The sequence below is a fragment of the Novosphingobium sp. genome, assembly GCF_020852455.1.
Classification (GTDB): Bacteria; Pseudomonadota; Alphaproteobacteria; order Sphingomonadales; family Sphingomonadaceae; genus Novosphingobium.
Genome location: NZ_JADZAT010000014.1, coordinates 59,111 through 81,889 on the forward strand (window position 1 = coordinate 59,111; position 22,779 = coordinate 81,889).

Consider the following 22,779-nt stretch of genomic DNA (forward strand, 5'->3'; position numbering starts at 1 on the left):
CCATAGCCCTGTCTGGTTAAGGTCGCGTTAGCCGATTTTTGCCGCCCAACAGCGCCAGTGCCGCGGCAGCTGCGATGATCGCTCCGCCATGGGCAAATTCGCTCGCCAGTCCGGCCAGTGTTGCGCTGCCAGCCACTACCGCCATCAAGGCCCGGTCGGTCAACCAGGCACCCCACCGTCCTGTGGGCAATGCCGCAAGGATGCGAAGCAGTGCGAACAGCATGAGTGGCGGGAACAACCGGTGCGGCAAGGCCTGCATGGCATCTCCGCGTGATCCCCAGGCCAGCAGCAAGACCAGCAGCGCGTCGATCAGCCAGGCGAAGGCGCCCAGCCCATCCATACCCTTGCGGGGGCCGCTTTCATCGCGCTCGATCCTGACCAGCAGAGCGGCGGATTCGCGCAGCAGCCAGGCAATGGCGCAAAGCCCGAATCCCATGGCGACCCAGCCAAACCACCCGGCACTCACTGCCAGCAGGACAGAGACCAAAGCCGCAACCAGTATCGCGTTGGCGCCGCTGCCAGCGTGCAGCAATGCGGGGCCTAGCCCACGCACAGCCAGCAAAGCTATCGCGCGCGAGGGGCCAAGCTGTTGGGTATCGCGGGTCCGTTGGCGGATCCACATTGGTTCGATCGCGTGTGCTTCGGTATCACTGCGGACCAGGGCCCAGAACAGGCCATCCTGCCCCGGAGCCGGGATCGCACGCTGGCGGACGCCCGCCTGCAGCGCGATTCGCTGCAGCGAGGAAACCGTATCGCAATCAGCCGGAAGGTCAGCCAGACGTTCAACCAGGCGCCCGGGAAGCCGCATGGCACCTGCCGAGGCATGGTTGAGGTCGATCCGCTCAAATCCTGCGGCCAGCCCTTGCTCGATCGGCTGCACCAGCACCAGCTGGCCATCTGACAAGAGATCGCAAGCCTCAGCGGTTGAAGCAAACAGGCCATCGGCCAGCACGATGACTTCATCGGTTGCGGTAACCAGGCCGACCAAAGGCCGTCCGCCGGGAATAACATGGAACTGGGCACCGCCACGTTCGGCAAGGTGCTGCAGTTCGACGATCGGGTTGGATAGCGCCGGGGCGATGCAGACAATTCGCTCGCACTGCAACGAAAGCGCCAGCGCCAGTTGCTGGCGCGCGACTGTCAGCCCGCCGATCCGCAGAAACGCGCGTGCGCCGTGCTCGCCATCAGCGGCAGGTTCAAGCATGGACAGTACGGCGACCCGCAGCGTTTCTCTCCGCGCATTCGGGATAGGGAGAGGCTATTTAGGTTGGTCAGGCCGTGGTGCCAAGCCGAAGTCGGCTGACAACCAACGGCTATGGTTCAAACGGCTGAAAAGTCGTCCAGAAAAGCCTTGATCTTGCGCAGCACGCAGGGATCGCCCGGCGCGCCATCGAGCGCTTCCTCGGCCAGTTCGATCAGCGGTTCGGCGTGAAAGCTGGCCGCCAGACCCTTGAGCCGCAAAGCCGCCATCTGCCAGTTGGCATCGCAGCGCGACCGGCCAAGCAAATCCACTTGCCGCGCAACGCTTTCGGCAAAGGCCTGGCGCAGCTCGATAAACAGCGCGCTATCCTCGCCGGCTGCGGCGGCCAGGGTGGCATCAAGGGCTCCAGCTTCGTAGGCCATTTCACTCCCATGCCATCAACAGGTTAAACCGGGGTTTATCCACAGCCCAATCATGGTAAACAGATCCTTATGACCAGGGGTACCCGAATTGTCGCCGTTGATGCCGATACACCGCAAGGTGTTGAAATTGCGTCAACAACCGAGATCGAAACCGCAGCGGAAGCCGAAGCATCCGCAGACGACTGGTGGGAAGAACCCGCCCCGGCCCCGCGCCGGCCATGGCTGGCGATCATCGCGGGAACCTTTGCGGTGCTGGCAATTGGCGGCTGGACGACGCTTTTTGCCATGGCCAACCTGGCGGAAATGCAGACCGGCGGAACGCTTCAGCAATGGACCACGTGGGTGCGTGATTGGTCGGCTCCGGTGCTGTTGGTGGCGGTCGCCTGGCTGGTTGCGATGCGCAACAGTCGGCGCGAAGCGCTGCGTTTTGGTGAAACGGCACGGTTGCTGGGTGACGAATCCGCACGGCTTGAAGAGCGACTGACCACGGTCAACCGCGAACTCAGCCTGGCGCGTGAATTCATTTCGGCCCAGTCGCGCGATATCGATGCGCTGGGCCGGGTTGCGACCGAACGGCTCAGCCAGCACGCCGACAAGCTGGCCGGGCTGATCCAGGATAACGGATCAAGGATCGATGCGATCGGCGATGTCAGCACTGCGGCACTCGAAAACATGGAGAAGCTGCGCGGGCAGCTGCCGGTAATTGCCAGCTCGGCCAAGGATGTAACCAACAACATAGCCGCAGCCGGACGCACCGCCCATTCGCAGGTCGAGGACCTGGTTGCCGGGTTCAACAAACTCAACCAGTTTGGCCAGGCCAGCGAACGCCAGGTCACCAGCCTGCGCAGCCTGGTTGAAGAGACCGTCGGCGAATTTACCCTGCAAGCCGACAAGCTGAAAGAGATCGCCGAAGCGCGTTTCGCCGCGCTGGGTGAGCAAGGGGCGGAATTCCGCGCGCAGCTCGATGCCCAGGAGGTTGAGGCACTCGCGGCGATCCGCACCCGTGCCACGGCATTGTCGGACGAACTGGAAGGAACCCGCAGCCAACTTGACGAGCATGAGGCGGAAAGCCTGACCTCGCTACGCGCGCGGCTCTCTGCGGTGCGCGATGAAAGCGCTGCCTTGATCCGCGCACTGCGCGATGGCGAAGTTGATGCGCTCGAGATCTGGAAGAATGCGATTGCCGGGCTCGAAACCGATCTGCGCACGGCGATTACCCAGGTCGGCGAAATTGACCAGAAGGCCATGGAATCCGCCCGCAAGCGCCTTGCCGAACTTGAGCGTGAAGCCGAGCAGGTCGATGCCCGGATCAGCGAACGCGATCAGTTGTTCGCGGCCGAGCTTGAGCGTCGCAACGCCGAATTCGATACACGCCATGCGCGTTTCATTGAGCAGGTCGGTACGCAGATGGCGGCACTGGATGAGGCCGCTGGTCGCCACCGCGAAATTCAGGACAACCATGCCAGTGCCATGGCTGAACGCAGCGAGCAGCTCAGCACCCGATTGTCCGAACTGGCCGAAACGATGGTCGGAATCGGTGAACAGAGCGGCCAGGTGGAAACCCGTCTGGCCCAGAGTATCGAGAACCTGTCAGCCAAGCTGGCGTCAAGCCGCGATGCGCTGGCCGGTACGGACAAGGCAGTTGAAGTGCTGACCGACAATTCGGTTCGCCTGCTCGAACTGATCCAGGCCTCGGTCCAGCACACTTCGAACGAATTGCCGCACGCGATGAGTGTCGGCGAGGCGCGCCTGGCCGAAGTTGAAGCACGGGTTACAAAGCTACGTGATGTTGCCGAGGAGGCGGCCCGAAAGGGCGAAGTGCTCGCCGGGCATGCCAAGGAAAGCAGCGGTTCGCTTACCGAGGCGCTCGATCAGGTTGCCAGCCTGCACAGCCAGATCAACGAGGAAGGCGCCCGCCAGGAGGCAAATATTGCTGCGCTCAAGGCGGCGCTGGAAAGCGTCCGTGCGGAAAGCCTGGCGCTGGCCGAGCAGGCCCAGGGTGAACTGGGCAAGGCGATTGCCGAACTCAATCAGTCCGCACACGAGGCAATTGGCGGGATCGAAACGATGAGCGCAAGCTCGATTGCAGGTCTTGCCAACCGGATCGGTGCCGAAAGCGCCGCCGCGATCGACAAGGCCATGCGTGAGCGCACCGCCGAAGTTGCCGGGCAACTCGAATCTGCGACTGCACGCGCCGCTGGATCGGGCCGCGAAGCCGCAATTGCACTGCGTGACCAACTGGCCAAGGTCAACGAACTGGCCGGCGCGCTGGAACAACGGATCGCCCATGCCCGCAGCCGCGCCGAAGAGCAGGTCGACAACGACTTTGCCCGCCGCGTCGCCCTGATCACCGAAGGGCTCAATTCGAATGCGATCGACATCGCCCGGGCGCTCGACACCGATGTCACCGACACAGCCTGGGCTGCCTACCTGAAGGGTGATCGCGGGATCTTCACCCGCCGCGCAGTCAAGCTGCTCGAAACGCCCGAAGCCAAGGCGGTGGCCCAGATCTATGAGAATGACCGCGAGTTCCGCGATCATGTCAGCCGGTACATCCACGATTTCGAGGCGATGCTGCGCCAGTTGCTATCGACCCGCGATGGCCACGCACTAGGCGTGACTCTGCTGTCATCGGATATGGGCAAGCTCTATGTCGCGCTGGCGCAGTCGATCGAACGGCTGCGCAACTGAAGCGTCAGAAATAATTGGTGATGTCGATGTCGTCCATCGTCAGCCAGTCGTTGACGTAGTTGGCGTAGTAGAGGCCGAACAGCACAACCGAGAGTATCGTTGCCCTGATCGCGATGCGCTTGGCATCGAAGTTGACCGGCGCGCTGCTGACCTGGCCGGGGATCATTTCTGCCTCATCATCGTCGTGGGTGCGAATTCCGAACGGCATGACCAGGAAGGCGCTCATCACCCAGAACAACAGCATGATCGCCAGGATCGAGGTCCATTTCATCTCAATGCTCCGGCAGGATCACACGGACTTGCGGCTTCTTGCCTGACCAGCGCTGGGCCGCACGCCGCGCCGCGAGCCGCGCTGCCTCGACGATCACGTCGCGGTCATGCCGCTGACCGCCCTTCAGCTTCGACAAGGCGACGGACACATCCTGCGCGGCTTCCACAACAAATTCGTCGTGGTCCTCATCAAGCGGCAGGCCAATGCTTTCGACATGAACCCGGCCCTTGCCGTCCAGCACCACGATCACCAGACCGTTGTGCGCCAAGCGGCGGCGCATCACCATCGCCTCGCCATCGGCGGGAGTGATAATATCGCCATCGAGCAGCAGGCGCCCGGCCCGAACTTCGTCGAACTTGCCCGGCTTGCCGGGGGCCAGGCGCACCAGATCGCCGTTTTCCTGCACCACTGTCTTGGCGATGCCGCAGGCCTTGCCCAGGCGCGCCTGTTCTTTCATGTGCCGCACCTCACCATGGACCGGCATCAGGATCTGCGGCCTTAGCCAACTGTAAAGCGCTTCCAGTTCGGGACGACCAGGGTGGCCGGACACGTGTATCTCGCTCTGCCGGTCGGTCACGATCGTGACGTCCCGAGCGGCCAGGCGGTTCTGGATCCGGCCAATCGATATCTCGTTGCCCGGGATCTGGCGGCTGGAAAACAGGACCACATCGCCAGCCTCCAATGCGATCGGATGGGTATCTTCGGCAATCCGGGACAGTGCAGCACGGGGTTCACCCTGCCCGCCTGTCGCGACAATCAACACTTCGCCGCGCGGCAAGGACATGGCCGTATCGAAATCGACCCGCTCGGGCAGATCACGCAGATAGCCGCATGCCTGCCCGGTGCGGATGATCCGGTCGAGCGAGCGCCCGGCCACGCAGAGGCGGCGATTGGTGGCACGAGCCACCTCACCCAGCGTATGCAGGCGCGCGACGTTGGAGGCGAAGGTGGTGACCAGCACCCGCTTGCCATGATGCCGCTTCACTTCCTCAAGCAGCGCAGTGCGAACCACGCCTTCGGAACCGGACGCCTTGGGATTGAACACGTTGGTCGAATCGCAGACGAGCGCCAAAACGCCCTGATCGCCAATCGCGGTCAGTTCGGCCTGGGTTGCCGGCGTGCCGATCAGAGGCTCATCATCCAGCTTCCAATCGCCGGTGTGGAAGATCCGTCCCTGCGGCGTGTCGATCAACAATGCGTTGCCTTCGGCGATCGAGTGCGCCAGCGGGACATAGCGGATCCCGAACGGCCCCAGGTCGAACCGGTCGAGATGATCGATCACGTTGAGTTCGATCTGGCCGGCAATGCCTGCTTCTTCGAGCTTTTCGTTGACCAGCTTGGCGGTGAACGGTGTGGCATAAAGCGGCACGCCCAGTTCCTGCGCGAAATAGGGCACCGCACCGATATGATCTTCATGGGCGTGGGTCAGCACCACACCCAACAGGTCCTTGCGGCGTTCCTCGATGAATTCGAGGTCGGCAAAAACCAGCTCGGTCCCGGGGTATTCGTTGGCGCCGAAGGTCATGCCCAGATCGACCATCAGCCACTTGCCCTCGCAGCCATAGAGATTGACGTTCATGCCAATCTCACCCGACCCGCCGAGTGCGCAGAACAGCAGTTCCTTTCCGGGCTTCACGCGCTGTCACCCCGGTTGGCATAAAGCAGCGCAATCCCGCGCAGGGTCAGGTCAGGTTCGACCCGGTCGAACAGTTCGGTATGGGCCTGGAACAGTGGGGCAAGTCCGCCGGTGGCGATCACCTTTACCGGACGGCCAATCTCGGCCTTCATTCGCGCCAGCATGCCTTCGATCATGCTGACATAGCCCCAGTAGATCCCGATCTGCATCTGTCCGACCGTATCGCGCCCGATCACGCTTTTCCCCGGGGGCGGCTCAATGGCGATCCGCGGCAGCATCGCCGCGGCATTGTAGAGCGCGTCGAGCGACAGGCTGACCCCGGTCGCAATCGAGCCGCCCAGATAGGCCCCGTCGGCGCCAATATAGTCGAAGGTGGTCGCGGTGCCGAAGCTGATGACGATCTTGTCGCCCGCTTCCAGCGCCTGCGCCGCGATCGCGTTGACTGCGCGATCCGCCCCCAGCGCACGCGGCTCATCCACCTTGAGTGCAATGCCCCATTCAACCGGCGCCCGGCCGCCAATCAGCGCTTCGGTGCCAAAGTATTTCTGCGCCAGTTCCTGCAGGTTGTGCAGCGCGCGCGGCACCACCGAGGCGATCACGACCGCGTGGACATCAGAACGCGAATGCCCTTCCATCCGCAGCAGCTGATCCAGCCAGACCGCGTATTCATCGGCGGTGCGCTTGATATCGGTCGCAAGCCGCCAGCGCTGCACAATCGTGCCCGCTTCGTCGACCAGCGCGAATTTCACATTGGTATTGCCGTTGTCGATCGCCAGCAACATGGCGGTCTCCCTATCCCAGGCGGACCTCGCCCGCGTGAATCGTCCGCGTCGTGCCGTCTGCAAGCCGCAGTTGCAAGGCTCCATCGCTCGCCAGCCCGGCGAAAGTGCCTTGAAGTGGTTCTTCGCCTGGCTCTCCCACCGCCAGCGGCGTGCCGGGTGGGTGCGCGGCGGCTTGCCAGCGGCGCAGCAGCGGGTCCAGGCCAAAGCTGCGCCAGCGGTGCAGTTCCTCGCTGAACTGGCGCGCCAGGCTGCTGGCGAACAGGTCGCGATCGGGCGTCGGCCCGAAGGCGGATAGTGCCAGCGTTTCGCGGCCCTCCACTTGTGGAGCCTGCGCGAGGTTTACCCCAATCCCGACGATCACTGCTTCGCCAACCCGTTCCAGCAGGATTCCGCAAAGCTTGGCACTGCCAACCAGCAGGTCGTTGGGCCATTTGAGCAGAGCCATGGCAGGCGGCGGGATGAGCGGCGCAACCACTTCCTGCACGGCCAGGCCCGCTACCAGCGCCAGCGTACCTGGCGAAGGATCACCCCGCCCTGGCCAGACCACCGTGGAGCCCATGAAATTGCCCGCGCCATCGAACCAGGCACGGCCCTGCCGACCGCGTCCGGCGGTCTGGCGATCGGCGACCAGCCAGTCATCCTCTGCCAGACGCTCGCCCGCAGCAATCCGCGCCGACAAGTCGGCATTGGTCGACCTGGTTTCGGGAACAGTTTGGATCAAGCGCCGGGGAACAACACGCCCGCCGCCACCACGGTCAGTGCAGTCAGGCACTTGGTGATCAGGTAACCCAGCGGCGAGATGAACAGCGTGCAGGTGGCCAGAAGCCATTCGTGGAGCATGTCGCTGCGCCCGGTGGCCTTGCCTGCCGGCTCGTCAAAATACATCACCTTGACGACCTTGAGGTAATAGAAGGCGCCGATCACGCTGGCGGCAATACCCAGGGCGGCGAGGGTGATCATGCCGGCCTGAACCGCAGCCTGGAACACCATGAACTTGCCCCAGAAGCCCAGCATCGGCGGGATCCCGGCAAGGCTGAACATGATAACGGCCAGCCCCGCAGCCAACAGCGGACGCGTGCGTGAAAGCCCGGCCATGTCCGCGATCGATTCGATCTGGTTACCCTCGGCATCCTTGAGCATCAGCACCGCGACAAAGCCGCCGATCGTCATCGCAACATAGACCGTAAGGTAGAACAGCATCGCGCTGGCGCCTTGCGGCGTTCCCGCAGCCAGGCCGATCAGCACAAAACCGACGTTATTGATCGAGGAATAGGCCAGCAGTCGCTTGATATTGCCCTGCCCGATTGCCCCCAGCGCGCCAATCACGATCGAGGCGAGCGCAGCGAACACCACGATCTGCTGCCAGGCTGCGGCCTGCGGCCCGAAAGCTTCGAGCGTGACCCGCATGGTCAAGGCCAGCGCAGCGACCTTGGGAGCCGAGGCGAACAGTGTGGTGACCGGTGTGGGAGCGCCTTCATAAACGTCGGGCGTCCACATGTGGAACGGCACCGCACTGATCTTGAAGGCCAGGCCCGCCAACACGAAGGTCAGACCGAACAGCGCGCCTTTCGAAATCGCTCCGCCAGCCAACGCGGTGGCAATCCCGGCGAAGTTGATAGTCCCGGTGAAGCCGTAGGTCAGGCTCATCCCGAACAGCAGGATCCCGCTGGCGAGCGCGCCTAGCACGAAGTACTTGAGCCCGGCTTCGGCAGAGCGCTGGTCAGGCTTGTGGAAGGCAGCCAGCACATAGGCGGCGAGCGAGTTCAGCTCGAGCCCGACATAGAGCGTCAGGAGATTGGTGGCCGAAACCATCATGCTCATGCCCAGCACCGCGAACAGCACCAGCACCGGATATTCCGGGCGATAGGCATTCTGTTTTTCAAAGAAGGCGGGCGCGACCAGTAGTGAGGCACCGGCTGCCGCATAGATCAGCAGCTTGGCAAAGGCGGCGAAGGCATCCCCGCTGAACAGCCCGCTGAACGCCAGCGCATCGGCCCCGCTGACTCCGCTCCACAAGGCCGGAGCGGTCATGATCGCGGCGACCGCCAGGGTCAGCACCGACAGCCAGGTCACCGCACGCGCATCGCGGCGGGTCTGGCCCCAGGCCGAGGCCACCAGCAGGATGATGCCGGCAACGCTCAGCAGTTCTTCAGGCGCAGCGATGCGCAGCGACTGTGCCCAGTCCATCAGTGCGCTCCCTCTGAATGCGCTTCGGTTTTCATAGCGGGTTGGCCAGCGGTCAGCTGCGCGTCACCGGCCGGCTTGGCGCTGGCCAGGCGCGCTTCAAGCGCCTGGATATCAGCGCGCATCGGCGCCAGGAAGCTCTCGGGATAGACCCCCATCCACAGCACGGCGGCCGCGATCGGGGCCAGCATGGCCCATTCACGCAGGTTCAGGTCCGGCATCGCTGCGGCATCGGCGTTCTTCTGATCGCCAAAGCAGATCCGGCGGTAAAGGTAGAGCATGTAGCCCGCCCCCAGGATCACGCCTGTACCCGCCACGAAGGCGACCAGGCTCGATTGCTGATAAATACCCGCCAGGCTCAGGAACTCACCCACGAAGCCGCTGGTGGCCGGCAGACCGACCGAGGCCATGGTGAACAGCATGAAGAACAGCGCATATTTGGGCATGTTGATCGAGAGGCCGCCGTAGCGATCGATCTCGCGTGTGTGCAGGCGGTCATAGATCACGCCGACACACAGGAACAGCGCGCCCGCGACCAGACCGTGGCTGAGCATGACCAGCATCGTTCCTTCAAGACCCTGGGTGTTGAAGGCGAACAGCCCGACCGTGACGATCGCCATGTGCGCGACCGAGGAATAGGCGATCAGCTTTTTCATGTCGTGCTGGACCAGCGCGATCAGCGATGTCACCACCACAGCGATCATCGAAAGCCAATAGATCAGCCAGGCAAAGTCGGCACTGGCCTGCGGGAACATCGGCAGCGAGAAGCGGATGAAGCCATAGCCGCCCATCTTGAGCAGCACGCCGGCCAGGATCACCGAACCGGCGGTGGGCGCCTGGACGTGCGCATCGGGCAGCCAGGTGTGGACCGGCCACATCGGCATCTTCACCGCGAAGCTGGCGAAGAAGGCCAGCCATAGCCACTTCTGCGCATCGACCGGGAAGTCATAGGCCATCAGCGTCGGGATATCGGTTGTCCCGGCATCGTTCGCCATCCAGATCATCGCGATCAGCATCAGCACCGAGCCAAGCAGGGTGTAGAGGAAGAACTTGTAGCTGGCGTAGATCCGGTCAACCCCGCCCCAGACGCCGATGATCAGGTACATCGGGATCAGGCCGGCTTCGAAGAAGATGTAGAACAGGAACAGGTCCTGCGCCGCGAACACGCCGATCATCAGCGCTTCCATGATCAGGAAGGCGGCCATGTATTCGCCGACGCGCTTTTCGATCGACTGGCTGGCCAGGATACAGATCGGCATCAGGAACACCGACAGTTCGATCAGCAGCAGCGCGATCCCGTCGATCCCCAGCTTCCACGAAAAGCCGGCGAACAGCGGCTTGCTTTCCTGGAACTGCCACTGCGCCCCGCCGATGTCGAACTGGCACCACAGCACAACGCCCAGCGCCAGATCGGCCAACGTGGCCGCCAGCGCGACGGTGCGGGCGGTCTTCGCATCGACCACAAGACAGATGAAAGCGGCCACCAGCGGCACCGCGAGCATCAGCGAAAGGATGGGAAAGCCCGCCATATCAGTGCACCAGTACCCAGGTGATCGCAGCGGTCAGGCCGACAAGCATGACCAGCGCGTAGGAATAGAGGAAGCCCGTCTGCAACTTGCTCGCGAACCGGCTGCCCTGGGCAACCACCCAGGCCGAACCGTTGGGGCCAAAGCGGTCGATCAGGCCGATATCGCCCAGCTTCCAGAACTTATCCCCCAGCCAGAAGGCGGGACGCACGAAGATCCGGTCGTAAAGCTCGTCGAAGAACCACTTGTTGTAAACGAAGGTGTAGAGCGGCTTGATCGCGGCGGCAAAGCGCGCCGGGAAGCCCGGGTTGAGCACATAGCCATAGATTGCCACGGCCAGGCCGGTAATCATCACCCCGAACGGCGCCCACTTCACCCAGCCAGGCACCGCGTGCATTTCGTGGATCAGGTGTTCGCCAAAGGCAATCGAACCGCGCCAGAATTCGCCCGCGCCATCGCTGATGAAGGCGTGGCTGAAGATCATTCCGGCAAAGACCGCGCCCAGGCTGAGCACACCCAGCGGGATCAGCATGTTGAGCGGACTTTCATGCGGGTGATAGCCGGCGGTCCCATCGTCATGGCCATGACCATGGGCGTGGGCGTGATCGTGCCCGTGGTGATCGTCATGCACCGCGTGCTGGATATGCTCTGACTGCGCCCAGCGCGGCTTGCCGAAGAAGGTCAGGAAGACCAGGCGCCAGGAATAGAAGCTGGTCAGCAAAGCGGCAGTGATCCCCATCCAGAACCCGAATCGGCCCGACTGGCTGGCCGAGGCATAGGCAGCCTCAAGGATCGAATCCTTCGAATAGAACCCGGCAAACCCGGCCACATCGACAATGCCGACCCCCGTAATCGCCAGCGTGCCCATCATCATCGCCCAATAGGTGAGCGGGATGTGCTTTCTGAGGCCGCCATAATAGCGCATGTCCTGTTCGTGGTGCATCGCGTGGATCACGCTGCCCGCGCCCAGGAACAGCAGCGCCTTGAAGAAGGCGTGGGTGAACAGGTGGAACATCGCCGCGCCCGGTGCGCCAACACCGGCAGCCACGAACATGTAGCCCAGCTGCGAACAGGTCGAATAGGCGATCACCCGCTTGATGTCCCACTGGGTGGTGCCGATCGTCGCGGCGAAGAACAGCGTGGCGGCACCGACATAGGTCACCACGTCCATCGCCACCGGGCTGGTCTGGAACATCGGCGAAAGCCGGCAGACCATGAACACGCCCGCGGTCACCATGGTCGCGGCGTGGATCAGCGCCGAAACCGGGGTCGGGCCTTCCATCGCATCAGGCAGCCAGGTGTGCAGCCCCAGCTGCGCCGACTTGCCCATCGCGCCGATGAACAGCAGGATGCACAGGATCGTCATCGTATCCCACTGCGTGCCCAGGAAGTGGATCGTCGATCCGGCCATGGCCGGTGCGCGCACCAGGATTTCCGGGATCGACACGGTGTTGAACACCAGGAAGGTACCGAAGATCCCCAGCATGAAGCCAAGGTCGCCCACGCGGTTGACCACAAAGGCCTTGATCGCGGCAGCGCTGGCCGAAGGCTTGCGGAACCAGAAGCCGATCAGCAGGTACGAGGCGAGCCCCACCCCTTCCCAGCCAAAGAACATCTGGACCAGGTTATCGGCCGTCACCAGCATCAGCATGGCGAAGGTGAACAGGCTGAGATAGGCAAAGAACCGCGGCTGATCCGGGTCTTCGGCCATGTAGCCCCACGAATAGAGGTGGACCAGAGCCGAGACCGTGGTCACCACCACCAGCATCACGGCGGTCAGAGTATCAACCCGGAAGGCCCAGTCGAATGACAAGCTGCCCGACTGCACCCATTGCAGCACCGGCACGACCTGCGGTTCGGCGCCATGCATCAGGAAGCCAAGGAAGATCTTCCAGCTGAGCGCACAGGCAATGAACAGCGCGCCGGTGGTCAGCGATTTGACCACGGTGTTGCCCAGCATGCGGTTGCCAAGGCCGCCAATGATCGCGGCCAGCAGCGGCAGGAAAACGATGAAGAGGATCGGATCCACTGATTCTTACCCCTTCATGTGGCTGACATCGTCAACCGCGATGGTCCCGCGGTCACGGAAATAGAGCACCAGGATGGCCAGGCCGATTGCGGCTTCGCCTGCAGCCACAGTCAGCACGAACATCGCGAAGACCTGACCGGTCAGGTCATGCAGAAAGGCGCTGAAAGCCACCAGGTTGATGTTCACCGCCAGCAGGATCAGTTCGATCGCCATCAGGATGACGATCACGTTCTTGCGGTTGAGGAAGATCCCCAGCACGCCCAGCACGAACAGGATCGAGCTGACCACGACGTAGTGTTCGATGCCGATAGTCACAGCTGAACCCCCTTGCCCACTTCCGGCTTCATGTTGACCGTCGCCTCGTCCGGGCGGCGGGCGTTCTGGCGGCTGACGATCTGTCCGCGCACCCCGCCGCGCTTACGGTGGGTCAGCACGATCGCGCCGACCATGGCGACCAGCAGCAGGATCCCCGCTGCTTCGAACAGGAACAGGTACTTGCCGTAAAGCAGGTGCCCGATCGCCTTGATGTTGCTCATGTCGGCAGGCACCGCCGCGCTGCCATCAGGCGTGCCCAGCGCGATCCCGCCCTGGCCCACCGCGCCCAGTCCGATCAGCACTTCAGCCAGCAGCACCGCTGCCAAGAGAAGCCCCAGCGGGAAGTTCTTGATGAACCCCGCGCGCAGTTCGGAGAAATCGATGTTGAGCATCATCACTACGAACAGGAACAGCACCGCGACCGCGCCGACGTAAACAATCACCAGCAGCATCGCGATGAATTCGGCGCCCAGCAGCACCATCAGCCCGGCGGCGTTGAAGAACGACATGATCAGCCACAGCACCGAATGGACCGGGTTGCGGGCCATGATAACCATCGCGCCCGACAGGATGGTTAGGACGGCGAACAGGTAGAAGGAAAGGACCGTGATCATTGCGCCGCGCCCCTATCGATACGGCGCATCGGCTTCAAGGTTCGCGGCAATCGCCCGCTCCCACTTGTCCCCGTTCGCCAGCAGTTTGGCCTTGTCGTAAAGCAGCTCTTCGCGCGTTTCGGTCGCGTATTCGAAGTTCGGCCCTTCAACGATGGCATCGACCGGGCAGGCTTCCTGGCAAAAGCCGCAGAAGATGCATTTGGTCATGTCGATGTCATAGCGCGTGGTCCGGCGCGAACCATCATCGCGCGGTTCGGCCTCGATCGTGATCGCCTGCGCCGGGCAAACTGCCTCGCACAGCTTGCAGGCAATGCAGCGTTCTTCGCCATTGGCGTACCGGCGCAGCGCATGCTCACCGCGGAAGCGGGGCGACAGCGGGTTCTTCTCGAACGGATAGTTGATCGTCGCCTTGGGCTTGAAGAAGTACTTCAAGGTCAGGAGGTGCGCTTTCACGAACTCCCACAGGGTGAACGATTTGATGAGTTGGGCGGCGGTCATGACGCTTTCCTGGCAAGGCATTGCGCTTGCATTGAAACGAGGAAGGGTGCGCGTTCTTTGCTGGCATCATCCGTTGAAACTGCACTGGGGACCAGCAAAAGGCGCAGCGAGCCATCGGTGCTCTTGGCGAAATTGATCATCGTGGCGCACGCCGCTTCGGTGAACATGCATGGGCCACCAGAGACCGCAAGGATCATGCCCGATTCGGGGCCCGTAGGCAGAAGCGCCATGTTTTTGCCGTCAATCTGGAATGGACTTTCTTTCCAATCGATCGAAGCCTTGTCACCCTTTAGCTCCAAACGAAAACGCAGAGCTTCTTTCGGCATTCCGCCGATTTTCGACGCGCTGGCCTTTTCCCCGTCAACCGAAATTGCGGCGATATTGGCAATCTCACAGTCGTATGAACCGGTCAGGCCCAAGACTGCTGATGCAGCTAGAAATAAAGTGCTCACGCCCCCTGCCTCCACATCAGCCAACCGCTCACCACGCAGACAAACAGCAGGCTCACCGGCAAAAACACCTTCCAGCCCAGCCGCATCAGCTGGTCATAGCGGTACCGCGGGACGGTTGCCTTCACCCACGAGAAGATGAAGAAGAACGCGAAGATCTTGCCGAACAGCCAGATCCAGCCCGGGATCCAGTAGAGCGGTGCCCATTCGAGCGGGGGCAGCCAGCCACCCCAGAACAACGTGGCGTTGAGCGCGCACATCAACAGGACGTTGGCATATTCGCCCAGCCAGTAAAGCGCGAAGCTCATGCTCGAATATTCGGTCTGGTACCCGGCGACGAGCTCGCTTTCGGCCTCGGTCAGGTCGAACGGCGCGCGCTGGGTTTCGGCCATGCCGCTGATCAGGAACATCACCGCCATCGGAAACAGCAGTGGGTTAAAGCCATAACCGTTGAACAGGCCCAGGATATGCTCGCGCTGGTCCAGCACGATCCCGTTCATCTGGAAGGTGCCGGCGTACATCACCACGCAGATCAGGATGAAGCCGATCGAAACTTCGTATGAGATCATCTGGGCGCTGGCGCGCATTGCCGAGAAGAACGGATACTTTGAATTCGACGACCAGCCCGCGATGATCGTGCCGTAAACCCCCAGCGACGAGATCGCGAGGACATAGAGCAGCCCGACGTTGATATCGGCCAGGATCGCGCGGCCATTGAACGGGATCACCGCCCAGGCCATCAGCGCCACGGTAAAGGTCAGGATCGGGGCGAGCAGGAATAAGCCCTTGCTCGCTCCCGCGGGCACGATGGTTTCCTGCAGGAACACCTTCAGCCCGTCGGCAAAGCTTTGCAGCAGCCCCCAGGGGCCAACCACGTTGGGCCCGCGCCGCAGCGCCATCGCCGCCCAGACCTTGCGATCGACGTAGATGATCATCGCCACGCTGAGCATCAGCGGGAGGGCGATAAGGAGGATGCCCGCGACCGTGGCGATCAGCCACGACCATTCGTAGGGCAGCCATTGTTGGAAGAACTCGGTCATTCCGCGGCCTCCGCGAAGGTCTCGCCGTGCAGCAGCTCGGCCGAGCAACGCTGCATGGTCACGCTGGCGCGCGCGATCGGGTTGGTGAGGTAGAAGTCCTTGATCGGATAGGCTTCAATGCTGCCCTTGGCACCCGCTTTACCTTTCGGCAGAGCGCCATAGTCAGCCAGGCCTTCGCGGCCCAGTGCCGGCACTGCCTTGGCCATGGCCGCGCGCAGGCCCTCGAAGCTGTCGAAGCCCACCGAGACGCCCAGCGCATCGGCCATGGCACGCAGGATCGTCCAATCCTCACGCGCATCGCCCGGCGCGAAGACCGCCTTGTCGGCCCACTGCACCCGGCCTTCGGTGTTGACGTAGGTGCCGGGCTTTTCGCTGAAGGCGGCAGCCGGCAGGATCACGTCGGCGGCATGGGCGCCCTTGTCGCCATGGTGGCCGATATAAACGATCATGCTGTCGGCGAACCTGGTGTAGTCCACCTCGTCCGCGCCCAGCGAGATCAGCATCTTGGGCTTGGCCTTGACCAGATCGGCGATGCCGCCCTTCTGCGCATAGCCAAGCATCAGCCCGCCCATGCGGGCAGCTGCCATGTGCAGCACGTTGAAGCCGTTCCAACCGTCACGCACTAGCTTGTACTTGGCAGCGAGCGCGAGGCAGGCATCGAGCGCGCCCTTGCCCAGCCCGGCCCCGCCCAGGATCAGTGCGGGCCGCTGCGCAGCCTTGAACGCCGCTTCGGCGTCCTTGGGCAGCTTGTCGAGCACGGCCAGATCGGTGCCAAGGAAGCTTGCCGGATAGGTCGCCTCCCATTCGGGGCCGACCACGAAGACCTTTGCGCCGCACTTCACCGCCTTGCGCAGGCGGGTCTGGACCAGCGGCGCTTCCCAGCGGACCTGGCTGCCGACGATCAGGATCGCATCGGCGTCCTCGATCCCGGCCAGGCCCGAATTGAAATTCACCGCGGCAAGGCTCGAGCAATCGTAGTCGAGCCCGGTCTGGCGACCTTCCAGCAGGCTGGAGCCGAGCGCCCCGGCCAGCGCCTTGGCGGCAAACATTGTTTCGCAATCGACCAGATCACCGGCGACCACTGCCACCGACTTGCCCGGGTTGATCTTGCTCACGGCCTCAAAGGCCTCGGCCCAGGTCGCGGCGACCAGCTTGCCATCGCGGCGCAGCCAGGGCTTGTCGAGCCGGCGGCGGGTGAGGCCATCGACCTGGAACCGGGCCTTGTCCGAAATCCATTCCTCGTTCACGTCATCGTTGACGCGCGGCAGGATCCGCAGCACCTCGCGCCCGCGGGCATCGAGGCGGATGTTGGCGCCGCAGGCGTCGGAAACGTCGATCGACAGGGTCTTCTTCAGCTCCCACGGGCGGGCTTCAAAGGCATAGGGCCGCGAAGTCAGCGCGCCGACCGGGCACAGGTCGATTACGTTGGCGCTCATCTCGTGCGTTGCCGCGCGTTCGAGATAGGTGGTGATCTGCATGTTCTCACCACGATAGAGCGCGCCGATTTCATCGACCCCGGCAATCTCCTCGCTGAAGCGCACGCAGCGGGTGCACTGGATGCAGCGGGTCATCACCGTGTTGATCAGCGGGCCCATGTACTTTTCGGTGACCGCGCGCTTCGCCTCGTGGAAGCGCGAGTGGCCGCGGCCATAGGCCACCGCCTGGTCCTGCAGGTCGCACTCACCGCCCTGGTCGCAGATCGGACAATCGAGCGGGTGGTTGATGAGCAGGAACTCCATCACCCCTTCGCGCGCCTTCTTGACCATTTCGCTGTCGGTGCGGATTTCCTGGCCTTCGCTGGTCGGCAGCGCGCAGCTCGCCTGCGGCTTGGGCGGTCCGGGCTTCACCTCGACCAGGCACATCCGGCAGTTGCCGGCGATGCTGAGCCGCTCATGATAGCAGAAGCGGGGGATTTCCTTGCCGGCTAGCTCGCACGCCTGCAGGACAGTAGCGCCCTGCGGGACCTCGATTTCAACGCCGTCTACGGTAACTTTAGGCATTACTCAGCGGCCTCCCGCACGTTTTCGGCGATCCGCTTTTCCAGCTCGGGCCGGAAGTGGCGGATCAGGCCCTGGATCGGCCAGGCGGCAGCATCGCCCAGCGCGCAGATGGTGTGGCCTTCGACCTGCTTGGTGACGTTCCACAGCATGTCGATTTCCTCGACATCGGCATCGCCGGTGCGCAGGCGTTCCATCACCCGCCACATCCACCCGGTGCCTTCGCGGCAGGGGGTGCACTGGCCGCAGCTTTCGTGCTTGTAGAAGTAGGACAGACGGCTGATCGCGCGGACGATGTCGGTGGACTTGTCCATCACGATCACCGCAGCGGTGCCAAGACCCGAGCCGACCTCGCGCAGGCCGTCGAAGTCCATCGGCGCGTCTTTGATCTGCGCCGCCGGGACCAGCGGGACCGAGCTGCCGCCCGGGATCACCGCCAGCAGGTTGTCCCACCCGCCGCGGATCCCGCCGCAGTGCTTCTCGATCAGCTCGCTGAACGGGATCGACATGCTTTCTTCGACCACGCAGGGCTTTTCGACGTGCCCGGAGATCTGGAACAGCTTGGTGCCCTTGTTGTTGTCCCGCCCGAAGCTGCTGAACCAGCTTGCGCCGCGGCGCATGATCGTGGGGGCAACGGCAATCGATTCGACGTTGTTGACCGTGGTCGGGCAGCCATAGAGCCCTGCCCCGGCCGGGAACGGCGGCTTCAGGCGGGGTTGCCCCTTCTTGCCCTCGATGCTTTCGATCATCGCGGTTTCTTCGCCGCAGATGTAGGCGCCCGCGCCGCGGTGGACGAAGACGTCGAAGTCATAGCCGCTCTTGGCCGCGTTCTTGCCGATCAGACCTGCGTCATAGGCTTCCTGCACGGCGGCGAACAGCGTCTCTGCCTCGCGGATGTATTCGCCGCGAATGTAGATGTAGGCGGCGCGCGCACCCATTGCGAAACCGGCGACCAGCGCGCCTTCGATCAGCTTGTGCGGATCGTGGCGAATGATTTCGCGGTCCTTGCACGATCCCGGTTCGGACTCGTCGGCGTTGATGACCAGGAAGCTGGGCCGGTTGGGGTTCGGCTCCTTGGGCATGAACGACCACTTGAGCCCGGTCGGGAACCCTGCCCCGCCGCGCCCGCGCAGGCCGCTCGCCTTGATTTCCTCGACGATCGCGTCGCGGCCCTTGGCGAGGATCGCCTTGGTATTGTCCCAATCCCCACGCGCCTGCGCGGCCTTCAGGTTCCACGGCTGGTAGCCGTAGAGGTTGGTGAAAATGCGGTCCTTGTCAGCGAGGCTCACGACTTGTCCCCTTCCGATCGGTTCGATCCGAAGATTCCGAGACCGCCCATGAGGCATCCAAGGATAGCCCAAACCACCCAGTTTCCGCCATTGATGAACTTCATGACTGCGAGCAGCAGGAAGACAATCCCGACAATCGGCAGGCCAGACTTCATTGCCTTTGCCATCACCAATCCCCCCGGTAATCGTGGTTGGCCTTGACCATCTGCTTGAGCGTGGTTGGCCCGCCCGAAGGCTCAACCGTGTGGCGACCCGGTTCCTGCGTTCCGGCCTTTGGGCTCTTGCCCGCAGCCAGCGCATCGAGCACCGCGTCAAGCCGGTCGGCGGTCAGGTCTTCGAAATTGTCGTCGTTGATCTGGACCATCGGGGCTGATGCGCAGTTGCCCATGCATTCGACCTCGGTCAGCGTCCACAGGCCATCGTCGCTGGTGTGGCCCTTGGCCATACCGCGCTTCTTGCAGGCGGCCAGGATATCATCGCTGCCACGCAGCATGCACGGGGTGGTGCCGCAGACCTGCACGTGGAACCGGCCGACCGGGACCAGGTTGTACATGGTGTAGAAGCTGGCCACCTCGACCACGCGGATGATCGGCATGTCGAGGTACGCCGCGACATATTCCATCACCGGGATCGGCAGCCAGCCCTGGGTCTGGGTTTCCTCACCCACCTGGCGCTGGGCATAGTCGAGCAGCGCCATCACTGCCGAACGCTGCCGCCCCGCCGGATAACGCGCGATCGCTGCCTTGGCCTTGGCTTCCCAGGCCTTGGAGAACGCAAACTTGCCCCACCGCGCGCGCAGTTCAGGGGTATCGGGTTCGAGATGACGGTCAGCCACGGCTCAATCCAAATGTGTTGAACTTGGGCAACTTGATTGCTGCCCAATAGTAGAAGGCGATGACCGATCCGCCGCCAAGCATTGCAGCAAGGTTTGGGCCGATTGTATCGCCAAAGGCACCCACTGCCGCGTACTGCGTCATCTTTGCGAATCCGATCAGCAGAGCAACGACCGGCAACATTGCAAGGATCTTCAGCACCCTCACCGGTCACACTCCCCGAACACCACGTCGATCGCGCCAAGGATGGCGGTCGCGTCGGGCAGCATGTGGCCCTTGCACATGAAGTCCATCGCCTGAAGGTGGCTGAAGGCGGTCGGGCGGATCTTGCAGCGGTACGGCTTGTTCGAGCCGTCCGACACCAGATAGACCCCGAATTCGCCCTTGGGACTTTCAGTCGCGACGTAAACCTCGCCCGCGGGCACGTGGAAGCCTTCGGTGTAGAGCTTGAAGTGATGGATCAGTGATTCCATCGACTGCTTCATCTCGGCCCGCTTGGGCGGGGAGACCTTGCCGTCGGTGCTGGCGACCGGGCCCGAGGGCATGTCGCGCAGGCACTGCTTCATGATCCTGGCCGACTGACGCACTTCCTCGACGCGAACCATGAACCGGTCATAGCAGTCCGAATTGGTGCCGACCGGCACTTCGAAGTCCATCCGGTCATAGACGTCATAGGGCTGCGCCTTGCGGATATCCCAAGGGATCCCGGCGGCGCGGATCATCGGGCCCGAAAAGCCCCAGGCCAGCGCGTCTTCCTTGCTGACCTTGGCGATATCGACATTGCGCTGCTTGAAGATGCGGTTGTCGATCACCAGGCTCATCGCGTCTTCGAACAGCCGCGGCAGCCGGTCGTCGAGCCAGGCGCCCAGATCGTCGAGCAGCGCCTGCGGCACGTCCTGGTGGACCCCGCCGGGGCGGAACCAGGCCGAATGCATGCGCGCGCCCGAAGCGCGTTCGAAGAAGTTGAGGCAGTCCTCGCGGATTTCGAACAGCCACAGGTTCGGCGTCATCGCGCCGACGTCCATCACGTGCGACCCCATGTTGAGCATGTGGTTGCAGATCCGGGTCAGCTCGGCGAACAGCACGCGCAGGTATTGCCCGCGCAGCGGCACTTCGACGTTGAGCAGCTTTTCGATCGCCAGGACGTAGCTGTGCTCCATCCCCAGCGGCGAGCAATAGTCGAGCCGGTCAAAGTACGGCAGCGCCTGAAGATAGGTCTTGTTTTCGATCAGCTTTTCGGTGCCGCGATGAAGCAGGCCGACATGCGGATCGACGCGTTCGATGATCTCGCCGTCCAGCTCCAGCACCATGCGCAGCACGCCGTGCGCGGCCGGGTGCTGCGGGCCGAAGTTGATCGTGTAGTTGGTGATGACTTCATCGCCGGTGGTGGGCGACTGTTCGAGAGTGAAGCTCATGCCTTGCCTCCCTCCGCCTTTTCATCGCCCGGCAGCACATAGTCTGCGCCTTCCCACGGGCTAAGAAAATCGAACTGACGCAGGTCTTGGGCCAGCTTGACCGGTTCATAGACCACGCGTTGTTCCTCGTGGCTGTAGCGCAGCTCGACATAGCCGGTCAGCGGGAAATCCTTGCGGAACGGGTGGCCTTCAAAGCCATAGTCGGTCAGGATCCGGCGCAGGTCCGGGTTGCCATCGAACACCACGCCGTACATGTCGAACACTTCGCGTTCGAGCCACCCGGCGTTGGGCCACAGCCCGGTTACGCTGGGCACCGGAGTATCCTCAGCCGCAGAAACCTTCACCAGCAAGCGGTGGTTCTTCGTCACGCTGAGCAGCATGTAGACCACTTCGAACCGTTCAGCCCGATCGGGGTAATCAACCCCGGCCATTTCCATCAGCTGCTGGTATTCGTGCTTGTCACGCAGCAGCTTCAGGGCATCGACGATCCCTTCGCGCGCTACGGTGATCACGACTTCGCCATGCTCTTCCCGGGCGGAAATCGCCAGCTTGCCCAGTGCCTTGGTCAGCGCATCGACAACGCCATCGTTGGGCGCGCAGCGCGGCGCGGAATGGAGGACCTTGCTCATCGTTCGATCGTCCCGACCCGGCGGATCTTGCGCTGCAGCTGCATCACGCCATAGAGCAGCGCCTCGGCAGTCGGCGGGCAGCCGGGCACGTAGATATCGACCGGAACGATCCGGTCACACCCGCGCACGACAGAATAGCTGTAGTGGTAGTAGCCGCCGCCATTGGCGCAGCTGCCCATCGAGATGACGTATTTCGGCTCCGACATCTGGTCATAGACCTTGCGCAGCGCCGGGGCCATCTTGTTGCACAGCGTGCCGGCCACGATCATCACGTCCGACTGGCGTGGGCTTGCGCGCGGGGCAACGCCGAAGCGCTCCATATCGTAACGCGGCATGTTGACGTGGATCATCTCGACCGCGCAGCAGGCAAGGCCGAAGGTCATCCACCACAGCGAGCCGGTGCGGGCCCACTGGAACAGGTCCTCGGTCGAAGTGACAAGGAACCCCTTGTCATTCACTTCCGAAGTCAGGTCGTTGAAAAAGCCCGCGTCAGGCGCGGTAACCGGACCGTTCCACAACGGGCGGCCAAGGGCATCAACCGGAACGCTCATTCCCAATCCAGAGCCCCCATTTTCCAGGCATAGACAAGACCGAACACCAGTTCGGCAATAAAGACCATCATCGTCATCCAGGCGGCCCAGCCCAGATCAAGGAAGCTGACCGCCCAGGGAAACAGGAAGGCCGCTTCAAGGTCAAAGACGATGAACAGGATCGCCACCAGATAGAACCGCACATCGAACTGGCTGCGCGGTTCTTCGAAAGCGGGAAAGCCGCATTCGTACTCGCTGAGCTTTTCGTCGGTCGGCTGGTGGGTGCCGGTCAGGCGTGCAACGCCCATCGGCAGGAACACGAACAGGGCCGAAAGCGCGAAGGCGATCCCCAGAAAGATAAGGATCGGCAGATATTGTGACAGATCGACCACGTAGAATCCCGCTGCTTAAGAGTCGGCAACGGCCCG

General features: G+C 62.9%; 23 protein-coding genes and 1 pseudogene. 1 reads left to right on the plus strand and 23 read right to left on the minus strand.

Annotated elements, in window-relative coordinates; all coding sequences use genetic code 11:
* Positions 1-16 precede the first annotated feature (16 nt).
* Positions 17-1,204, minus strand: coding sequence for a hypothetical protein (locus IT549_RS07200; protein ID WP_292971375.1), 1,188 nt, complete (start codon positions 1,202-1,204; stop codon positions 17-19).
* 116 nt (positions 1,205-1,320) lie between these two features.
* Positions 1,321-1,623: an Hpt domain-containing protein gene (locus IT549_RS07205; RefSeq protein WP_292971378.1), complete on the minus strand. Its 303-nt coding sequence runs from the start codon at positions 1,621-1,623 to the stop codon at positions 1,321-1,323.
* 69 nt (positions 1,624-1,692) lie between these two features.
* On the opposite strand from IT549_RS07205, the gene IT549_RS07210 reads away from it, so the two are divergent.
* Entirely contained in the window at positions 1,693-4,314 is a 2,622-nt protein-coding gene (locus IT549_RS07210) for an ATPase (RefSeq protein WP_292971380.1), read from the plus strand.
* Between the two features lie 4 nt (positions 4,315-4,318).
* Here IT549_RS07210 and IT549_RS07215 read toward each other — a convergent pair whose 3' ends face one another.
* From IT549_RS07215 to ndhC, 21 genes and pseudogenes are all read right to left on the minus strand, one after another.
* Positions 4,319-4,585, minus strand: a complete 267-nt coding sequence (locus tag IT549_RS07215) for a DUF1467 family protein (protein WP_292971382.1) — start codon at positions 4,583-4,585, stop codon at positions 4,319-4,321.
* A gap of 1 nt (position 4,586) precedes the next feature.
* On the minus strand, positions 4,587-6,221 hold the full coding sequence (locus IT549_RS07220) for a ribonuclease J (RefSeq protein WP_292971385.1): 1,635 nt from the start codon (positions 6,219-6,221) through the stop codon (positions 4,587-4,589).
* Positions 6,218-7,003 carry a type III pantothenate kinase gene (locus tag IT549_RS07225; RefSeq protein ID WP_292971388.1) on the minus strand — a complete coding sequence of 262 codons (786 nt, stop codon included), beginning with the start codon at positions 7,001-7,003 and terminating at the stop codon, positions 6,218-6,220. The genes IT549_RS07220 and IT549_RS07225 overlap by 4 nt, the downstream gene beginning before the upstream one ends.
* Positions 7,004-7,013: 10 nt before the next feature.
* A complete protein-coding gene (locus IT549_RS07230; protein ID WP_292971391.1) occupies positions 7,014-7,724 on the minus strand; it encodes a biotin--[acetyl-CoA-carboxylase] ligase in 711 nt (236 codons plus the stop codon).
* Positions 7,721-9,190 (minus strand): NADH-quinone oxidoreductase subunit NuoN, encoded by a 1,470-nt coding sequence (gene nuoN, locus IT549_RS07235; RefSeq protein WP_292971394.1) that lies wholly within the window; start codon positions 9,188-9,190, stop codon positions 7,721-7,723. Before nuoN ends, IT549_RS07230 begins: the two co-directional genes overlap by 4 nt.
* Positions 9,190-10,716: an NADH-quinone oxidoreductase subunit M gene (locus IT549_RS07240; protein ID WP_292971397.1), complete on the minus strand. Its 1,527-nt coding sequence runs from the start codon at positions 10,714-10,716 to the stop codon at positions 9,190-9,192. Before IT549_RS07240 ends, nuoN begins: the two co-directional genes overlap by 1 nt.
* A gap of 1 nt (position 10,717) precedes the next feature.
* On the minus strand, positions 10,718-12,742 hold the full coding sequence (gene nuoL, locus IT549_RS07245; RefSeq protein ID WP_292971399.1) for an NADH-quinone oxidoreductase subunit L: 2,025 nt from the start codon (positions 12,740-12,742) through the stop codon (positions 10,718-10,720).
* 6 nt (positions 12,743-12,748) lie between these two features.
* The gene (gene nuoK / locus IT549_RS07250; protein ID WP_292971401.1) at positions 12,749-13,057 is read right to left on the minus strand and encodes an NADH-quinone oxidoreductase subunit NuoK; all 309 of its coding nucleotides are present in this window, start codon (positions 13,055-13,057) and stop codon (positions 12,749-12,751) included.
* Positions 13,054-13,671 carry an NADH-quinone oxidoreductase subunit J gene (locus IT549_RS07255; protein ID WP_292971403.1) on the minus strand — a complete coding sequence of 206 codons (618 nt, stop codon included), beginning with the start codon at positions 13,669-13,671 and terminating at the stop codon, positions 13,054-13,056. Before IT549_RS07255 ends, nuoK begins: the two co-directional genes overlap by 4 nt.
* 12 nt (positions 13,672-13,683) lie before the next feature.
* On the minus strand, positions 13,684-14,169 hold the full coding sequence (gene nuoI, locus IT549_RS07260; protein ID WP_292971405.1) for an NADH-quinone oxidoreductase subunit NuoI: 486 nt from the start codon (positions 14,167-14,169) through the stop codon (positions 13,684-13,686).
* Positions 14,166-14,645 carry a hypothetical protein gene (locus IT549_RS07265; RefSeq protein WP_292971407.1) on the minus strand — a complete coding sequence of 160 codons (480 nt, stop codon included), beginning with the start codon at positions 14,643-14,645 and terminating at the stop codon, positions 14,166-14,168. Before IT549_RS07265 ends, nuoI begins: the two co-directional genes overlap by 4 nt.
* Positions 14,618-15,658, minus strand: a complete 1,041-nt coding sequence (gene nuoH / locus IT549_RS07270) for an NADH-quinone oxidoreductase subunit NuoH (protein WP_292971409.1) — start codon at positions 15,656-15,658, stop codon at positions 14,618-14,620. The genes IT549_RS07265 and nuoH overlap by 28 nt, the downstream gene beginning before the upstream one ends.
* The gene (gene nuoG / locus IT549_RS07275) at positions 15,655-17,658 is read right to left on the minus strand and encodes an NADH-quinone oxidoreductase subunit NuoG (RefSeq protein ID WP_292971412.1); all 2,004 of its coding nucleotides are present in this window, start codon (positions 17,656-17,658) and stop codon (positions 15,655-15,657) included. Before nuoG ends, nuoH begins: the two co-directional genes overlap by 4 nt.
* Positions 17,658-18,944: an NADH-quinone oxidoreductase subunit NuoF gene (nuoF, locus tag IT549_RS07280; protein ID WP_292971415.1), complete on the minus strand. Its 1,287-nt coding sequence runs from the start codon at positions 18,942-18,944 to the stop codon at positions 17,658-17,660. The genes nuoG and nuoF overlap by 1 nt, the downstream gene beginning before the upstream one ends.
* Positions 18,941-19,111 (minus strand): hypothetical protein, encoded by a 171-nt coding sequence (locus IT549_RS07285; RefSeq protein WP_292971417.1) that lies wholly within the window; start codon positions 19,109-19,111, stop codon positions 18,941-18,943. Before IT549_RS07285 ends, nuoF begins: the two co-directional genes overlap by 4 nt.
* Positions 19,111-19,779 carry an NAD(P)H-dependent oxidoreductase subunit E gene (locus tag IT549_RS07290; RefSeq protein WP_292971419.1) on the minus strand — a complete coding sequence of 223 codons (669 nt, stop codon included), beginning with the start codon at positions 19,777-19,779 and terminating at the stop codon, positions 19,111-19,113. Before IT549_RS07290 ends, IT549_RS07285 begins: the two co-directional genes overlap by 1 nt.
* Positions 19,772-19,978, minus strand: coding sequence for a hypothetical protein (locus tag IT549_RS07295; RefSeq protein WP_292971421.1), 207 nt, complete (start codon positions 19,976-19,978; stop codon positions 19,772-19,774). The genes IT549_RS07290 and IT549_RS07295 overlap by 8 nt, the downstream gene beginning before the upstream one ends.
* Positions 19,979-19,980: 2 nt before the next feature.
* Positions 19,981-21,192: an NADH-quinone oxidoreductase subunit D gene (locus IT549_RS07300; RefSeq protein WP_292971423.1), complete on the minus strand. Its 1,212-nt coding sequence runs from the start codon at positions 21,190-21,192 to the stop codon at positions 19,981-19,983.
* A gap of 14 nt (positions 21,193-21,206) precedes the next feature.
* Positions 21,207-21,821: pseudogene (locus tag IT549_RS07305) on the minus strand (NADH-quinone oxidoreductase subunit C); the annotation flags it as partial.
* Positions 21,818-22,372 carry an NADH-quinone oxidoreductase subunit B gene (locus IT549_RS07310; RefSeq protein ID WP_292971424.1) on the minus strand — a complete coding sequence of 185 codons (555 nt, stop codon included), beginning with the start codon at positions 22,370-22,372 and terminating at the stop codon, positions 21,818-21,820. The gene IT549_RS07310 and the pseudogene IT549_RS07305, both read right to left, overlap by 4 nt.
* Positions 22,369-22,743, minus strand: coding sequence for an NADH-quinone oxidoreductase subunit A (gene ndhC / locus IT549_RS07315; protein ID WP_292971426.1), 375 nt, complete (start codon positions 22,741-22,743; stop codon positions 22,369-22,371). The genes IT549_RS07310 and ndhC overlap by 4 nt, the downstream gene beginning before the upstream one ends.
* Positions 22,744-22,779 lie beyond the last annotated feature (36 nt).

What these genes read in the sequence shown, in the direction of transcription:
- IT549_RS07205 (WP_292971378.1), bottom strand. Translation starts at nt 1,623, where the DNA reads ATGGCCTACGAAGCTGGAGCCCTTGATGCCACCCTGGCCGCCGCAGCC.
- nuoN (WP_292971394.1), bottom strand. Translation starts at nt 9,190, where the DNA reads ATGGACTGGGCACAGTCGCTGCGCATCGCTGCGCCTGAAGAACTGCTG.
- nuoG (WP_292971412.1), bottom strand. Translation starts at nt 17,658, where the DNA reads ATGCCTAAAGTTACCGTAGACGGCGTTGAAATCGAGGTCCCGCAGGGC.
- IT549_RS07300 (WP_292971423.1), bottom strand. Translation starts at nt 21,192, where the DNA reads ATGAGCTTCACTCTCGAACAGTCGCCCACCACCGGCGATGAAGTCATC.
- nuoH (WP_292971409.1), bottom strand. Translation starts at nt 15,658, where the DNA reads ATGACCGAGTTCTTCCAACAATGGCTGCCCTACGAATGGTCGTGGCTG.
- IT549_RS07210 (WP_292971380.1), top strand. Translation starts at nt 1,693, where the DNA reads ATGACCAGGGGTACCCGAATTGTCGCCGTTGATGCCGATACACCGCAA.
- IT549_RS07310 (WP_292971424.1), bottom strand. Translation starts at nt 22,372, where the DNA reads ATGAGCGTTCCGGTTGATGCCCTTGGCCGCCCGTTGTGGAACGGTCCG.
- IT549_RS07285 (WP_292971417.1), bottom strand. Translation starts at nt 19,111, where the DNA reads ATGGCAAAGGCAATGAAGTCTGGCCTGCCGATTGTCGGGATTGTCTTC.
- IT549_RS07215 (WP_292971382.1), bottom strand. Translation starts at nt 4,585, where the DNA reads ATGAAATGGACCTCGATCCTGGCGATCATGCTGTTGTTCTGGGTGATG.
- IT549_RS07200 (WP_292971375.1), bottom strand. Translation starts at nt 1,204, where the DNA reads ATGCTTGAACCTGCCGCTGATGGCGAGCACGGCGCACGCGCGTTTCTG.
- IT549_RS07225 (WP_292971388.1), bottom strand. Translation starts at nt 7,003, where the DNA reads ATGTTGCTGGCGATCGACAACGGCAATACCAATGTGAAATTCGCGCTG.
- IT549_RS07255 (WP_292971403.1), bottom strand. Translation starts at nt 13,671, where the DNA reads ATGATCACGGTCCTTTCCTTCTACCTGTTCGCCGTCCTAACCATCCTG.
- IT549_RS07240 (WP_292971397.1), bottom strand. Translation starts at nt 10,716, where the DNA reads ATGGCGGGCTTTCCCATCCTTTCGCTGATGCTCGCGGTGCCGCTGGTG.
- nuoI (WP_292971405.1), bottom strand. Translation starts at nt 14,169, where the DNA reads ATGACCGCCGCCCAACTCATCAAATCGTTCACCCTGTGGGAGTTCGTG.